The sequence below is a fragment of the Citrobacter europaeus genome (genome assembly GCA_020099315.1).
In the GTDB taxonomy this organism is placed as follows: domain Bacteria; phylum Pseudomonadota; class Gammaproteobacteria; order Enterobacterales; family Enterobacteriaceae; genus Citrobacter; species Citrobacter europaeus.
The window spans coordinates 176,317-192,714 of record CP083650.1 but is presented as its reverse complement, the minus strand read 5'-3'; the positions used below and the strand labels follow the sequence as shown (position 1 = coordinate 192,714).

Sequence of the window (16,398 nt, the reverse complement as noted above, 5' to 3'; positions counted from 1 at the left end):
GTCGGGAAAAATATCCACACATCCCGCCACCTCAGCCGTTGTAGGTAAAAACCAGCGTATTGGTACCGGACCGGCCATTATCTGCCGTGCATTCACTGCTCGCGATCTCTGCCGTTACTTTCGCATCGGTGTGATTATTGCCGTTGATTTTAATACCGGACGTACCGCCTGAACGGCTCATACCTGTTGAAATGGATACGCAGGCCGACTGCGGAACTTTATTCGTGGTAATGGTGAACCCATTATTAAACCCGGTTCCCCCCGCTGTATCCGGCGCCACCACAATCTGGCCACCCCATGAGTTCCAAAGTGTCGCGGAACCGGAAGCAGGGTCTCCACTGACCGTCATCCCTTTTGCCGCCCCGGCCTGAATTAACGTGCCAGTCATTTTATCGCCACTGGTAAAAGCATAACCGTCAACGCCTTTCATCATGCCAATGGTGTTCGTGGCCAGGGTCTGATAGTTTGTCAGCTCCGTACCCGCATCCTTTTTACCCCACATCGACCAGACCGTCGCGGCTATCACCCCAATGATCACCAGAATAAACAGTGCAGTGGCACCGGCATCTGCGGACATTCCCCGGTCAGGCCTGTTGCATGGATTTAATGTTGATACCTCATTCATCATCTTTCCCTCTGTTTCATTTTTCATTGAATTGCTTAACATCAGTACTGCCCCATACTCTCGGTCATCGAAGTCACCTCAATCACCGCCACGACCACAACGCCAATAAGCGCAAATAACATCACCATTGAGAACAGCATCACGGCTATTCCCCGTCGGTTAACTCGCTTCACAGTTTCCTCGAGCCATTCCTGCCCAAAGCGCGCAATCATCTGAGCGGCCCCGTCTCCACTGACCATAGAGAGATAGTTCACGGCTTCTTTTGAGGGGAAGGCATAACCACATTCACGCAGCGCCATACCAAAAGAGGCCCCCTCCTCCACTTCCTCCATCACCGCGTTCAGACGTACAACGAGCCAGGGAGAAGCAAAGCGGTGGATAACCTGCAGCGCAGTCAGGGTTCTGACCCCGGCGCATAGCAGAGCCCCCATATTGATGAGAAAAATCGCGCCCTGAATATCACTGTAAACCGCCCAGGGTACATGTCTGTCCGCAAGACGACGCAGACGGTCCGGACGTATCCAGTTCGACAGGGACCACCTGGTCCATGCGACCAACAGTGCCAGCCCGGCCCCCATCACCACGCCATGCTCAGTAAAAAAAATCAGCAGGCCGTTAAGGCTTCCCAGCACTCCGGTCCATGTCTGCGGATCTGACATCCCGGCCAGCGTTGGAATAAGCTGCATCTGAATAACACCCAGCGTGCCACCGAGCATCGCAATGCAACCCAGGGGATAAACGGCCATCCTCATGATCGCCTGTCGGATACGCCGCCGGCAGTCAATGAGGATTTCCGCCTCTGCGAGCGCCTCAGGTAACCGACCACTGAACATACCCGCGCTGATGAGCGCCGCCTCCTCCGCCGGAACCCAGTTCGCAAGAGCATGCTCAAGGGAGTTATCCCCGCTGTTGTCAGTAAGTGCCGCCCGGCAGTCGTCCACCAGAAAACCGAAACCATGAGTCCGCTGCCCAAAATCGGTATACATATTGCTGATTTGCTCCAGCGCCTCTAACAACTTCACGCCATTTCTCATCTGCAACGACAGCATGCGGTAAAAACGCAGACGGTATCCGGACGTAAAAAAACGTCGCGCCAGCGCCCGGCGAAGACGGTATAAAGGACTCATGCAACCTCCTTCAGCGCAGCCATCCCGGCAGCAACGCCTTCTTTAATGGCTTCCTCAACGCCCTGCTTCAGCCCCTCTCTGACGCTGGCTGCAATTACCATGGCAAGGCGTTCAATCAGCGACGTATCAATGTCACTCGACGATGCAACCTGATCACTTACCACCTGCATCACCTCATCCTCATCAAGAGGAATAATCAAATCGGCATCCAGTGGGTCAACCAGCCCGTCATTCAGTTTGTGAAGCAGATGAATGCGACGGGTAATCCCCCCCATTTCACGGATCCAGTAAGCTTTTGCAGCTTCCTTACCCTGCTGTAATAACAGCCTGAAAAGCGTGGAATCCGTGCGAACCACCTCCGCCACCACACTGCGTCCGGCCACCCCCTTACCGACTGTTGCCACCTGTTTGCCACCGATAATGACCGCCTTCCGGCAGGTCGGGCACCCCTCCTCATTTCTGAAATGAAGATTTTCGGTCTGACAACCCCCCTCCACTGAACAGTACTTTTCCAGATATTCACGTTCTTCGGTGGTGAGATGTTCTTTTTTAACCGACCAGGGAATACGGCACTCGGGACACAGCACCTGAACCAGACGTTGGCTGATAAGCCCGACCAACAACTGGGTATCTGCCACCAGTCCGGCATTTGCACCCATCGTTATCATTCGCTCAGGGATGGAAAAGGCCGAGTTTGAATGCAGGGTACTCAGCACCAGATGGCCGGTCTGGGCGGCAAAAATCCCGGCCAGAATGGAGATAAGGTCACGAAGTTCACCAGGTAAAATGGCATCCGGATCGAGACGTAACGCTGAGGTCAGCGCCCGCTGCCAGGCCAGCCTGACTTCCGCCTCATCGGCTTTGTCACAGATAATAGGAGTCTGTATTGCCCCAACGATGCGTCCCTCCGGCGGATCTTCAACCGTCAGCAGGCGCTTTTTATACCGGGTACGCTTCAGATAGAGGTCGCTGCAGGCACGCAGGGTGGTGGATTTCCCGGCTCCGGTCGGGCCGGACAAAATAATCATCCCTTCCGGCAGGCGCAAAGTGCGCTTTATCAGGCGGATTTGTTCCGGCAGAAAACCGAGTTTTTCGAGCGTGGGAACCACATCACCATCATCCGGGATCACGCGCATCACAAAGTGAAGGCCATCTGCTGTCGGGGTGTGGCTGTAACGGGCGCCAAATAACCCCACCTTTCGCAGAAACTTTGCAGCCACACGACCATCCTGTTTTCGGCCGGCGTAGAACTGGGGTTCGGTCACATCACACATGGAAAGAATGATGGTGGCCGCCTGTGCTTTTCCGTCTTCTTCAGCCAGTTCCGAAACGGTCTCCAGTTCACCGTGCACACGCATCTCGATGCGCGTCAGTCCTGGCCGGGTGGTACCGTGAATATCAGACGCGCCGATATCTTTCGCGACCATAAAATATTTGAGAACATCGCCCTGACGGCTGCTGACCTCTTTTTTGATGTCCTCAAGGCGCAGTCCTTTTTCTCCCTTCTCTGACTGCTGGCGAGCCATTTCACTGTACCTGAGCAACTCTGAACGGGTCACCAGCCTCATTGTGACACCGGGGTTTTCCTCCATCAGAGACATCACCTTCTGCTGCACCGCCACGTCGGTACGCCGCTGGCTGTCAACCAACAGCTCGAGGATCGTGGTGTCCGGGTTGTGGTAAAGCAGAACCGCATCGTTGTGTTCAGACATAATTCGTCCCTAAAACGTCAGTTGCTGACCGTCGCTGAGCGTGACGGATGAGAGCGTTATTGCCTTCACCTTCAGCGACGTCCCGGGCACCAGGCTGCCTGTGTGTACCTGACTTTGTCGGCCATCCGGAAATGACAGCGTGGCCTGCAAGGCGTTACCACGGCCACTCACCTCCAGAACCGTAATTCGGCCAGTTGCAGGGGAGGTGTGAACAGGAGTCGCATTCATGTCTGCCGGCATTCCCATAACGAACGGACTGGTCGAGGGCACATTGCCAACATCCCCCAGAGTTTGTGCCGAAGTCAGCTCTTTTAGCAGCCGGGCTGCCTGAACCTTTGCCTCCAGGAGCAGGTTTTTCCCCTGCAGCGCCTCCAGCTGTCCGGCCGTCACGCTGTAACCGGGGAAAATGGGGACTGTCTCTGATAAGTCTGCAGAGGACATCGATGCCTCTGCTTCCGTAGCGGGTTCACTGGCAGACATTACAGAAATCACCTCTGCGGAAGGAGGAACTGCGGGTGTGGGTGTGGGTTGCGAAAATGCCCCTGCGCTGAACGCCATCAGGAGAACACCACTGATGAAAACACTATTTTTTGGCATAAGCATAAAGATGCCCCTCAATCTGATAAGTAAACTGTCCCTGAGGACTCAGGGTGTAGCCCACAGAACTCAGCCGTACCCCCTGCATATCGAGTCCCTGTAAAATCCACTCAGGCATGTGTTTATCAGTGATACTGAACGTGTATTCATGCCAGTCCTGTATCGGCTGGGGCGCATCGTTGCCGGCACCATCACCGGGCATCGCGGGAGGAGTTTTCACTTCGGACAGAGAAAAACTGACCTGGCGTGACTGAAACCACGACACCGCCTGCATCAACTGGGTCCCCACATCCGGCGCAGTCTCATCCTGTAATGTGAATTTCGCCCATGGAATAAACACCACACCTTCGTTGCCACCTGAAACAAGGTTGAATACTGGTGTACGCTTAAATACCTGCTTCACCCGCTCCGCAAAGCCTGCCGCCGTCCCACCGGGCTGCCGCTGGTACACCGTCTCCAGCCCCTCAGCACTGCAACGAATTCGTTCGAGACGCCAACGGTCAAGACTTACAGGAACTGCTGCGCGCCAGCGCTGACAGCGGTTCAGAAAGTGTCTGGCCACAGGCATATCTGCCCAGGGATGTGGAAGGTAAACAGGTTCAGGTGCTTTTTTAAACACATCCTGCACCGGTGGCGGTAACTCCTGCACGACAGGCACGACCGGAGGTTCGGGTAACCTGCTCCACCAGACTGCACCACCAAGCAGGGCAGTCACTGACAGCACTCCCGCACCGTATGCCCGCAAAGGATTAGACACGCCCGCCACTCTGGCAAACCGGAGCTGTGCCGAAGATACCTGACCGACCAGAGTGTCCCAGGACTGGAGGAATTCCGGTGATGAAGGTATCGTCCATCCGTCCTCAGGAGCAGGGTTGAAGGACAGAAAGAGCTCTCTCGCCCGGATAATTTGATCTGGCGTTCCGATCACATCTGCCATCGGAGATGGCATCCCCTTCACCGTGGCCAGAAAGACCTGCCTGCCATCATCAAGCTGGTACACACCATAGCCATTGGGCGTACACTGCTGGCTGAACAGCGCCGCCAGGGAATACAGCTTCTGGTGACGCCAGCCGGCCTCAATTTGCCCCAACGCGGTCAACCGGCTCTTGCCCTGCTTCACCGTCAACACAACGTTCAGAACACCCCGACGTTGTACAGGGGCTCGACGTACCGACTTTTGCTTTTCTTCCCAGCGAAGCCCCACTACCCAGTTCTGGCGCTGCCAGCGCAAAACCTGCGTACGGGGTTTGCCGGATAACGGAATATCTGCCATATCAGCCACCGTTCCCCATCAGCTCCGGGGTGATAATAATGACCAGCGTACTGCGAGAATCATCGCCGTCCCGACCTCCACCCAGCAGGAAATTACCCGGGGTAAAGGTGCCGTTTTTGGTCATCCGGGTATTACTCTGATCAAAACCTGTCAGCACCAGTGCCTGCCCTGCGCGAAGGTTAGTTTTCTGGCTGAGCGAGCGGAGTTTCGTGTACGGCATCTCGATGTACGAGTTGCCGTCTTTGGACGTAAAGTTACGAATAGTCGGTGGATCAGACAGGTTGAATGCCACCTGCAGTTGCACGTCACCACCATCCTGAATCAGTGGCAGTAACGTCATGTTGAAGCCGGTAGTCATCATACCCGGCGTCAGGGATGTGGTTGCACCCACATCGGTTGTGGTAGTAGTTGAACTCTGTGCCACGTAGACCGTCTGGTCGGCCATCTGAATAGGTACAGGTGTAAGGTTCGTGGTCACGCTACCCTGCGAGGTGACCACACTGACATCGCCCTGCTCTGACAGAGCTTTAATCAGCAGACTGGAGCCGGCAAATTTAGCCGCACTTCCGGTTGCTGAATCCAGAATAGATACCGACGCCGACGTGGCGTTGGTGATATCACCGCTGACATTATTGAGTGAAGCACCGGCTGAGCGCAGGGACTTGTAAACGATATTCCAGTCCAGTCCCAGTTGCTCCTTACGTGAAGTACTGACACTCAGTACCTGAACGTTGAGCCTGACCTGGCGGTTCATCTGACGGTTCTGCTGCTCAACATACGCCGCGATACTGTTGAGTACAGAAGGGGTATCCGTTACCGTCAGAGTGCCGGTACTGGCCGACAGCCAGAAACGTCCCTTTTGCGGAGTCACCATGGTTTCCAGCGTCTTTTTCATATCGTCATAGACATTACGGCTCTGGTCGACCGTCGTCTGCTGCGAAGAGCTTGAATCCCCTGACACCGAACTGTTTGTACTGCCACCACTGGTTCCCATACTGCTTGTTGAACCCGAGGTAACACTGGCATTACTGGTAATATTGGTATTCAGAAATGTGAACTGGAAAGTACGCGTCTCCAGGAGTGAAAACAGAATTGCCCCGTTATCCATACGCGGGGTGAGGCCTGTCCTGGCCGAAATCATGTCCAGCAGACCGGACAGTTTGCCCTGCCAGCGCAGGCCACTCAGTACCACTGGAGTGGCGGTCGCGCGTGCCGAATCAACAGCGCCGCCCAGTTGATCCAACGGAATTCTTCCATTGTTATCCGGTACCGGTAATGGACCATTCAGTGCCCGCGTGGTACCGGACGACTGACCTGCTACCAGCGCATCGGGTGAAAAAATTACCCTGACACCGCAAAGCGCAGTGATTCGCTCTCCAACTTCCGGCAGAGTCAGTCCGTCTCGTGCCAGTGTTATCTGACAGTCAGGGAAGTTTTCCTGAGTGATACCCCGTGACACTGTCGGGACGGGTTTGAGATTGACCCAGGGTTTATCCGTCCAGACCAGCGCTCCCTGTGAGGATCGCATCTGCTCACTGACATGACCGCGGGCAATATCACCGCTGGCCTGCGCACTGCGCGACATCCTGTCCATTTCCTGAAAAGTACAGGCCGGCAGCGAAAGTGCGGCGGCGATGGCTGTAGCTGCAACACGGAGCCTGACTTTGTAATATTTTCTTATCATTAAAGATTTTCCTAATTGAGGTAGACCACATCCCCGTTCTGAATACCTGCCGGTAAAGGCAACCCCGAAGCCACACCGGATAACCAGACCAGTTGCCCCTGCGTCACCGTGCCAGTTAATGCCGACCCACCTGACTGTTCACGCAGCGCATCCACCAGACCCGGGACTTCAGGCATCCAGACCCACAGCCGGTTAGCCACAATGACATGTCGGATACGGCTGTCAGGAGCCACCGGCAGGGCCAGTTCTGACAAGGCGACCGTTCCGTCCGTCAGGGTATGTCGGTAGCGCCAGTCATTAATTCCCGCGGCCAGCAATAACATTTGCCGGGCCAACAGATACGAACTCCCCGACTGCTGCGCTTTGACAACCTCGCTTCGCTGAGTGGTCTGGACATGTCCGACGACAAGCAGAAACACGGAGCCCAGAGCGACAATAAACCAGCCCATAGCTACGACCGGTCAGCCGGTTTATCCGCAACTGAGACTAGGCACTGCAGGCGGGAAGCTTCAGCAAATAAGGGCTTGTCAGCTTTCTTATAAAGGTCAAACACCTGAACCAGCGCCGTCTCAAAGTTGCCTTTAAATACCAGCGGTGCGTCAATGCGGTAATCCGTAGGGGTCTGCCAGATAACCACCCAGTGTCCTCCCCCCGGACAGTCAGCTCTTCCGGCCCAGTCAGTCAGGGACTCTTTGAGCGTGCTGCCGACAACCGCCTTCCACTCAGGGCCACTGGCCACTGCAGCTACAGGCGTACCGGTTAACGGTTTTGTTGTCGTGGCCAGTACCGTAGCCGTCGCCGGATTTACAGCCTTAACGGTTGAGGGAGACGGTGTTTTGGCCTGAGCCTTCTCTCCCACAGGCGCCGGTGAATGAGACGCCGCCAGGGTGGTCCCGGTCAGGTTTTTTCCTGTGAACGGATTGCGCGGAGCCGGAGAAGAGACTTGTTTCACGGGGGGGACAGAGGACACTCCTGACGTTACCGGTGTCCCACCAGGTCTCAGGGCAGGGACAGGAAGTGACTGACTGACCGGTTTCAGTTCAGTACCTTTCTTCGCCGCCAGGTGCTGGCCGGTGATCACGGGTTCAGCTTTATTCCCCGGCAGAACGCCGGTATAAGGATTGCGGGTGGTTTCCGGGGAGGAGGTTCTTGCGGCGCCAGTCACGGCGGGTGTGACAGATGTCAGTGCTTTAGTTTTAGCCTGTACCCGATATGCATCACGCAATACGAAACAGACCTCCCGGTTGACTTCATCCACGGACATTCGCCAGGCAGGACCGGCGACCACCTGCAGTGCCTCACTGAGTCGCATCGGCCCAATTTTGCGCTGAACGGCCGGCAATGGCCGGTTCAGCAGCTCAGAAAAGTCAGCACCATAATGTCCGCACAGGGAATAACCAGACTGAAACAGCAGGTAGCGAAATCCGTCACCGACTGAGTTAACCAGTTGCCCTGGCATAGTAATATCGATGAGCTGGTTGAGCGGTTCCCGCTGCGCATCCTCACTTTTAATACTGACCAGCGTGTAACGCCCGCTGCGAGTCACCTCCGGTGATCGCTGGTAAATATCAGAGAAGACGGAAGGCTGCTGACTCTGTGCAAATGCGCTGTCGCGAGCGGTTTGGGTGGAGGTCTGCTGTGCACACCCGGCAATCACCAGCGGCAGGCTCAGGCAGAAAAGCGCTTGTGTGTTCATGAAAAATCCCGTGGATGACCGTAATTACGGCAATCGTGCGGAGATTTGGCTTAGCGCTCAATAAACAACTCTTTATGCAAAAATGAAAAAAAACGCCAGCATCATTGCTGGCGTTCTGCATACATGAATTTACTCAATGTAGAGAAGGTCGATAACCCTTGATGTTAATGACGCGGTTGTTCCAGCGTCTCGCGGCTCAGACCTGTGGATTTAATCACCACTTCCAGGCTGACACCATTGTCAAGCAAGGCATACGCAGTTTCCAGTAACGTCTTCTGCTCACGCTCAAGGCTGGCCTGACGCTCCTGCTGAATACCCTGCTGGATACCCTGCTGGATACCTTCTTCTTTCAGTTGCTGTGCAATTGTGCCCATGATCAACTCCTTATACTCCGGGATCTCACCGGCCAGTTCGTATAAAAACGGCGTGATACTCTCGCTTGTCATGCCATTGTAGATAATATAACACAGGACGGCTTCCACCTGCTCCCGGGTATTTCCGGCTAGTCGAATCAGCTGTACAACATCACGCAGCAGCGATGCAGCGTCGCGATGCCGGATATCCCGCTGAACCAGCTCCAGTAATGCCATGCGACGGTGAGACTGCAGGTCGCAGTCCTCCATGACGCTGACATCCACCAGGGGCCACGGTCGGGAGTAAACCTCCCGCGCCAGCGCCGGTACATCGAAACAGTCCATCCAGTCTGTACTGTATGGGTAAGGCCGCACCGTTCCCTGATAAAACAGCAACGGCACCACCACCGGCAGTGTTCCGTTACCCTTTTTCAGGTGGGCATCCATCACTGCCATCGAGTAACGCATCATCCGCCAGGCCATCATCCGGTCTGCGGTCGACTGGTGTTCCACAAGACAGTATATGTACCCGGCGTGACCTTCTGCGGTTTCCACCGAATACAGTACATCCGAGTGCAGTTCGCGAAGCTTCTGATCCACAAAACTACCCGCTTCAAGCTTCAGCGTATCGAGACGAACCTGCGCGCGGATATCTGCGGGAAGATGAACTGCCAGGAAATCCCTCGCAGTGTCCGGCTCACGCAGAAAAAGCTTAAACAGGCCATCGTGCCCGGGCCGGTTATGGCCCTTTTCGTTATCCATTCCGTATCCTTCATATGTTCAAAACATAATGCCTTCCACAGGAAGGCATTATTCAGCGACAATCTTCAGGACAGCACATAAAGCGCATGTCTGGCCACACTGTGCCCGAACGGCGCGAACGGGATATCATCGTCGAAGTCCATTGGCGGCTCATTTGCAGGATGCTGTTGAGGTGGCGTCCCGCTGTGAGAAGGCGCTGCTGGTTGCTGAGGCTGACCCCTGCCGCCCTGTTGCTGCCCACTTCCCGCACTATTTCGTCCGCCCAACATCTGCATCGTACCTGACTGGCTGACGACCACTTCTGTGGTGTACTTTTCAACGCCAGACTGATCCGTCCATTTGCGGGTGCGTAATGCACCTTCGATGTATACCTGGGAGCCCTTACGCAGATACTCACTGGCAATTTCGGCCAGCTTGCCGTAAAGAACCACCCTGTGCCATTCAGTGCGCTCTTTTTTGTCACCGGTCTGTTTATCTGTCCAGGTATCTGAGGTTGCCAGACTGAGGTTTACCACGGCACCGCCATTTGGCATATAACGCACCTCAGGATCCTGTCCCAGATTTCCCACCAGAATAACTTTGTTTACACCTTTAGAAGCCATAAGTATCTCTCCTTAAGCCTGTTCACGCTGTGACCATGTGCCCTGTTTGAGCGCATGTTCTGCCTGAGACTGAGTGGAAAAGTACTCAACAGATTCACGGGATACCGGCCCTTCTTCATTTTGCGTGCCGATGTAATATCCGGCACCACTGCGAAGGACCTGTAAAGGTAAGGATAACCCGGCAAATTTTGCTGCCAGTAAACCAGTAGAAGATGATGGTGAAGTTAACATTGATTGTTCCTTTTACATTAAGTCAGGAACACACCTTCCTGACGGAAAGTGTGTTTCCATCAGGAAGGGTTAAGGAGAACTCAGAACGAATCTTCCGCGTACTGCTTCTGCGCGGGCTGGCTCTGGGCCGGAGGAGTGGATTCCGGTTTTTCTGCCTTATAGGCAATTGCACCGTCAATTTTTATCCAGTCAACCCGGATGAGGCGAGTCTTCAGGCTGACACGGTTTTCACCGGCATGATCACCTTTTGCAAGGGTAAAAATATCGGATTTGATCCCACTGAGAACAAAACCGATCATTACTTTTTTGTCCTCATCACAGGACTTCTGGCAGCGGTTAATTAAACTCGTTGCGTCTTTGCCTGCGACTGTGACATCAAAGCGGGTGTAGTCTGCATTATCTGTCGGACCACTAAGGGCATTCAGCGTACAACAGGTAAACTTACTGTTACCGTTGACAACCTGACGTACATTCGTGATATAGCCCAGACCGTTGATATTCAGATTAAAGTAGTTAGTTTCTTTAGACATGATGTTTCTCCATGGAATGAAATCGTTGCGGAGAAAACATCTACCCTGGCGGGATGATGAATTCCCGCAGGGATATCAACGCTGGCTAAACGCTGATGATCAATAAGTTTAAAATATCTTCATCGCAAAATGCTGCGACAGCCGTTTCCAAAGATTAAAGGGCTGTACCACCCGAAGGCGTCACCTCTCAGGCTACGGTGACATTGGTGTGCAATCACCCGAAGGCGTCCCTCTCAGATTGCCGGAACATTGGTGTTGTGATCACCCGAAGGCGCTCCTCTCAGATCACTGGAACATTGGTGGTCGCTAAGCGACATAAGATTCGCGACCATTTTTAGAACATTAGTTAACCCTGTCAACCCGTTAAATATTTTTTGTCTCGCCATAAAAAAATGGCCCTCGCTAACGCGAAGGCCATTTCTCAACCAAACTGTTGCACCAGAACATGAGGTAAAATCAAATCTCCGAAGCCGGTCAATGGCTCAGCGCGTTTTTCACGGAGTGATTGCGCTTTGAGGACGGATCCTTCGAGTAAAGATCGTTCTCCTGACTGGAGTTGCGAAAGGCATGCAAAGCTTTCGAACCGTTCCACAGCCATGGGTGCTGCTCTTATCAAAGCGATATAAGGCTACCAGAATTCAGCGAAAGAAAACAACCCGTTAGTCTTCTAGGCTGGCGAAGGTTTTCGTCTGCGTCCTCTGGGCCCCTTGTTACCATTGTTCACGATACCTTTGCACTCCGGATATTTCAGGCAGCCCCAGAACAAACCACTCTTTCCATTGCGCTGCAACGTCTTGCCGCCACATACAGGACAGGGGGGTGAAGGTGGCGCCTGCATACTCAGTGGCTGTGCTCTCCCCTGAGCGACCAGCTGACTGACCCACTGACTTTGCTTTGCCATAAAGTGATCCAGGCTCACCCTGCCTGCAGCTACCTCATCCAGCATCTGTTCCCACAGTGCCGTAAGGCCCGGATTCGTCAACGTTCCTGGCAACACATCCACCAGACTACGTCCAAGAGGCGTTGACCGCAGCACCTTCTTCTCCCGCACCAAAAATCCACGCTTCACCAGCGTGTCGATTATCCCGGCCCGGGTTGCCTCAGTTCCTATCCCCGCATTCTCTTTGAGCACTTTTTTCAGCGCGTCATCGGTGACGAACGCCGCCGCATTGGTCATCGCGGCAATAAGCGTACCGTCGTTGTAAGGGGCTGGCGGTTTGGTCTGCAGCGCCTTCTGCTCCGCGCCCTGTACCTGACAGACCTGACCGGCCTGCATGGCAGGCAGAACAGCCTCATCCCCCTTCTCGTCATCATCGGCCATTTTTCCAAACAGAGACTTCCAGCCGGCTTTCACCACCACATTGCCACGGGTACGAAAGAGCTGACCGCCAATATTAAAGGTGGCTTCAGTCGCGTCAACCTCCATCAGCGGCATGAACTGGGCCAGATAGTGCAGCCTGACCAGTTGATAAACATTACGTTCATCATCACTGAGTTTACTCAAATCACCGGTGTGTTTTGTCGGAATGATGCCGTGGTGAGCGGTGATTTTTTTATCATTCCAGATGCGGGACACAAACTGCGTGTCCAGCTGCGCGACCACAGGCTGTAATGCAGGGTCAGTACCCACGACCGCAGACAGAACCTGCGGAATTTCTTCCCGCATCGAGACTGGCAGATAACCGCAGTCGGTACGGGGATAACTGGTGAGCTTGTGGGTTTCATACAACTTCTGGGCGATATCTAGTACCGTCTGGGCCGGCATCCCCCAATGACGTGAGCAGGCCTGTTGCAGTGAACTCAGGCTGAATGCCAGCGGCGCGGACTGTTTCTTTCTCTCTGTCTGGCAATCAATCACGGCCCCCGTCGGTGTCTGCCGGCAAAGCTGTACCACCTGCGCCACCACGCCTGGCTGGATACAGCGTTTCTCTTCATCGCAATACTGTGCAGCCGGTACCCATTTGGATGGAAACAACACGCCATTCACGGCCAGCATGGCAATAACTTCGAAGTACGGTTTCGACACGAAGTTATCAATTTCACGATCACGATTTACCACTATCGCCAGCGTTGGCGTTTGTACCCGGCCAACTGAAAGAACGTTACCGATACCCGCCTCACGCCCCAGAAGTGTAAACAGGCGAGTCAGATTCATACCGATCAGCCAGTCAGCCCTGCTCCTGCCCACGCCAGCATAATAAAGCGATTCAGTTCGGGAAGACGGCCACAAATCAGCTAACGCTGACCGGATACTGGCATCATCCAGAGCTGACATCCACAACCGGAATACACGCCCCTGAAACTTGCAGTAATCCAGCAACTCAGGGGCGATTACTTCACCTTCCCGGTCAGCATCCGTGGCAATTACCACCTCATCTACCTGTTTAAGCAGACGGTTAATTACCGCGAATTGGGCTTTTGCATCCGCTTTGACTACCAGTTTCCACTGCTGTGGTAATAAAGGAAGCACATCGGTGCGCCATGGCTTACCATACTGTTCGCCATATACTTCCGGTTCAGCTGTCTCCAGCAGATGGCCGCGAGCCCAGGTGACTGTAACTCCCGGACCACTCAGGAATCCTTCGCCTCTTTGAGTGGCGCCAAGAAACTTCGCAATATCTCTGCCCTGAGAAGGTTTTTCACACAACACCAGACGCATGATAACACTCCTTTCAGAAAACCAGCCTTTCTGCGGGCTTAACCATCGATTCATTTCGAATCAGCGACAAATAAAGAAGGGTCAGCCACAATCTGTTCTTCTGACGGTTCTTACAGTAATTGCACAATATCTGCTTTGTCTGCTTTTGCATTTGCCGCCAGTAGAAGTTCAATACTCTCCTTACTGACTGGGGGTGAAAAAGAGGAACGTTTTTGCCCCAACAAAACAGCTTCGTCAATTTCGCCAGCGTTCCTGATTGCCTCATGGTACTGAGCATTCTGTAATGCAAAATCGCGGCGGTTCACCTGAAAAAATCGATATTTCTGAGCGGCACCATAGATCTGACGGATTAGATGCCCTCCCCGTCGAAGGCTACGGTGTAGCTCTTGCCGGGAGATAAAACCATAATGCGCAGCCTGAAAAGCCTGCATTGCCAGTTGGTCAAAGCCAACCAGAAGCCATACACATCGATAACCCAGAGGTGTACGACTGAAAACTCCAATATTTAAAGGAGAAGCACAGTTGACTTCAGAAATAGTCGCCTGAGGGGGTAGCATTGACATTGACTTCTTGAGTGCAACAAGCTCTTCATTCATCTTGACCGAAGCGGACTGCAAAAGTGTCTCAAGCTCAAGCATCTTCTGATCAGCATACGGATTGTCATTAAATGAATCGGCATTAATACGACCTGCTTTTTGAATGAAGGCTGGCATACTGAAAATAAGACTCTGACGACGCTCTTTTTTCTTCCCCTCCTTTTCCCCCTCTTCTTCCGGAGGACGCCCCTGCCACAAATTTATTGCATAATCAGTATTCAACGCTATGTTCAGCGCCGAACGTAAAGCACCCGCTTTTCTGGACACTGATACCTGTTCGTTCTCACTCATCACCAAACCCTCACCATCGAATAAAACGTATTTAGTGAGGGCGATAATTAGTCAGGTAAGCCAGAAGTCACAATGCAAAATTCTTAATCCAAAGATTAGGTTTTCAATAAGTGGTCGTTTTGTACCATGCAGCCTCGGGCAGTAAAGCTCATTTTTCAACCAATACACTTTCTGGCAGACCTGAATACAGTCTCTGGTCATTTTTTATACCGTGTTGCCACTGGCAACAAAGCTCATTTTTCAACCAATACACTTTCTGGCAGACCCAAATACAGTCTCCGGTCATTTTTTGTACCATACTGCCACTGGCAGCAAAGTGTATTTTTTAACCAATCATTGAGAGGAGTTCATTCTCTGACGAATTTGCGCCACCATCGCCTTCACGACTTCCTGACCTGCAGGGACATCAGCTTCAGCTGAGCATGTCGGGATTTTCCCGGCAGCGGATGGCTCAGCTGGCACGACAGATCTGCTCTTAACAGGCTGAGTGACAGCAGGTTCCAGACGATACAGTCCTGCCCTCGCTTGCCTGAGTGTAGTCAGCAAGTAGCCCACCGGATTGCTGATACGTTTCTGGTGCCAGCCATTCACCACGCTGAGGGCGATCTGTTCAGCCTGAACTGGTGATTTCTGTGCAAGCTGATTCAACTGTTGAGCCAGCATGGGTTGTTCACTTTCCGGCAGGATGGACTGCAGACCATCAGGCCACACGAACCCCTCGGGTATTCCGGCAACCGCATTTTTGCCGCTCTGGGGAGATACGTACGTTTTTTTAATCACACTTTGTGTAAAAGAACGTACGTTATTGCAGTCCGGTTGCCGGACTCTGTCGTAACTGTCTGATTTCAGGCTGAGTCTGCTATCCGGACTCGGTGATTTCTCCCCCCTCTCACAACCGGGTCTGTTTACCGGACTAAGTGATTTATGCTCATTTTTTATGCTATTCAGACTGAGTCCGGTACCCGGATTTTGATGAGTGCGGGCAACATCACCCACCTTTGACGGACGGGTCAGACGTTCCGCAATTTCCGTCATCCGCGAATGCCTGTGACGCATCATCGGATCATCAAGTATCCCGTTCAGAACATGAAAGGCCGTGTCGCTGACCTCTCTGTATTTGTGCTGGCAGGCTTTACCCACCATATCCAGCCATCCCGGGTCAAACATCTCTGCATCCTTCGCACTGACTGGCTCATCATGCTGAGCGTAAATGTTTCCCCGTATCCGCCCCCCGTTATCACGCACCCGCTTGCACAAACTCAACCAGCCCGTTAGTCGAAGCATGGTCAGCGCACGGCTCACCGTATCGCGTGACGCCTGTCCGGAACCGGGGGAAGAAAGCAGTTTCTGAAGTTCATCATAAGAGGGGAAGATGGCACCGTCGTTCTGCAGGGCATACTGCCGTATCATTATCCAGCACATTTTATCCAGAGGAGAAAGGCGCATATCCAGGATTAGCGCCCGCGGGTAGGCGTCGTGAATATTACCTGTAAACAGCAGTCCGTTACGCTCCTGCCCCGACGAACCCGGCGTACCGTCAAGCCGTGCCTGTATCTTCGACAAGGTGTAGTCAATGATATCATCTGCAGGCAAACGGTGAACGGATGTACCGGGTTCTTCCATCACCTGAGCCGGTGTTTGCATCGTTCTTTCTGTTGTT

General features: G+C 53.4%; 15 protein-coding genes. All 15 read right to left on the bottom strand.

Annotation, left to right across the window (positions count from 1 at the left end; genetic code table 11):
* Nucleotides 1-31: 31 nt before the first annotated feature.
* The 15 genes from LA337_00860 to LA337_00790 all read right to left on the bottom strand — a co-directional run bounded on the left by LA337_00860 (nt 32) and on the right by LA337_00790 (nt 16,382).
* Nucleotides 32-577, bottom strand: a complete 546-nt coding sequence (locus LA337_00860; GenBank protein UBI16293.1) for a pilus assembly protein PilX — start codon at nt 575-577, stop codon at nt 32-34.
* A gap of 89 nt (nt 578-666) precedes the next feature.
* A complete protein-coding gene (locus LA337_00855) occupies nt 667-1,752 on the bottom strand; it encodes a type II secretion system F family protein (protein UBI16292.1) in 1,086 nt (361 codons plus the stop codon).
* Nucleotides 1,749-3,464, bottom strand: coding sequence for a Flp pilus assembly complex ATPase component TadA (tadA, locus tag LA337_00850; GenBank protein UBI16291.1), 1,716 nt, complete (start codon nt 3,462-3,464; stop codon nt 1,749-1,751). Before tadA ends, LA337_00855 begins: the two co-directional genes overlap by 4 nt.
* A 9-nt stretch (nt 3,465-3,473) precedes the next feature.
* Nucleotides 3,474-4,067 (bottom strand): type IV pilus biogenesis protein PilP, encoded by a 594-nt coding sequence (pilP, locus tag LA337_00845; protein UBI16290.1) that lies wholly within the window; start codon nt 4,065-4,067, stop codon nt 3,474-3,476.
* Complete coding sequence (gene pilO2 / locus LA337_00840; protein ID UBI18371.1) at nt 4,048-5,334, bottom strand: type 4b pilus protein PilO2; 1,287 nt, start codon at nt 5,332-5,334, stop codon at nt 4,048-4,050. Before pilO2 ends, pilP begins: the two co-directional genes overlap by 20 nt.
* 1 nt (nt 5,335) lies before the next feature.
* On the bottom strand, nt 5,336-7,018 hold the full coding sequence (locus tag LA337_00835) for a PilN family type IVB pilus formation outer membrane protein (protein ID UBI16289.1): 1,683 nt from the start codon (nt 7,016-7,018) through the stop codon (nt 5,336-5,338).
* Nucleotides 7,019-7,029: 11 nt separating this feature from the next.
* Nucleotides 7,030-7,467, bottom strand: a complete 438-nt coding sequence (gene pilM / locus LA337_00830; GenBank protein UBI16288.1) for a type IV pilus biogenesis protein PilM — start codon at nt 7,465-7,467, stop codon at nt 7,030-7,032.
* A gap of 2 nt (nt 7,468-7,469) precedes the next feature.
* A complete protein-coding gene (locus LA337_00825; protein UBI16287.1) occupies nt 7,470-8,714 on the bottom strand; it encodes a TcpQ domain-containing protein in 1,245 nt (414 codons plus the stop codon).
* A 164-nt stretch (nt 8,715-8,878) separates the two neighbouring features.
* The gene (locus tag LA337_00820; protein ID UBI16286.1) at nt 8,879-9,829 is read right to left on the bottom strand and encodes an Rpn family recombination-promoting nuclease/putative transposase; all 951 of its coding nucleotides are present in this window, start codon (nt 9,827-9,829) and stop codon (nt 8,879-8,881) included.
* 65 nt (nt 9,830-9,894) lie between these two features.
* Nucleotides 9,895-10,431 (bottom strand): single-stranded DNA-binding protein, encoded by a 537-nt coding sequence (locus LA337_00815; GenBank protein ID UBI16285.1) that lies wholly within the window; start codon nt 10,429-10,431, stop codon nt 9,895-9,897.
* A gap of 12 nt (nt 10,432-10,443) precedes the next feature.
* Entirely contained in the window at nt 10,444-10,662 is a 219-nt protein-coding gene (locus LA337_00810) for a hypothetical protein (GenBank protein UBI16284.1), read from the bottom strand.
* A gap of 80 nt (nt 10,663-10,742) precedes the next feature.
* The gene (locus LA337_00805) at nt 10,743-11,192 is read right to left on the bottom strand and encodes a DUF3577 domain-containing protein (protein ID UBI16283.1); all 450 of its coding nucleotides are present in this window, start codon (nt 11,190-11,192) and stop codon (nt 10,743-10,745) included.
* A 667-nt stretch (nt 11,193-11,859) separates the two neighbouring features.
* Nucleotides 11,860-13,851, bottom strand: coding sequence for a DNA topoisomerase III (topB, locus tag LA337_00800; protein ID UBI16282.1), 1,992 nt, complete (start codon nt 13,849-13,851; stop codon nt 11,860-11,862).
* Nucleotides 13,852-13,961: 110 nt separating this feature from the next.
* Nucleotides 13,962-14,738: a TIGR03761 family integrating conjugative element protein gene (locus LA337_00795; protein ID UBI16281.1), complete on the bottom strand. Its 777-nt coding sequence runs from the start codon at nt 14,736-14,738 to the stop codon at nt 13,962-13,964.
* Nucleotides 14,739-15,071: 333 nt separating this feature from the next.
* Nucleotides 15,072-16,382 carry a helix-turn-helix domain-containing protein gene (locus LA337_00790; protein ID UBI16280.1) on the bottom strand — a complete coding sequence of 437 codons (1,311 nt, stop codon included), beginning with the start codon at nt 16,380-16,382 and terminating at the stop codon, nt 15,072-15,074.
* Between the last annotated feature and the right edge of the window lie 16 nt (nt 16,383-16,398).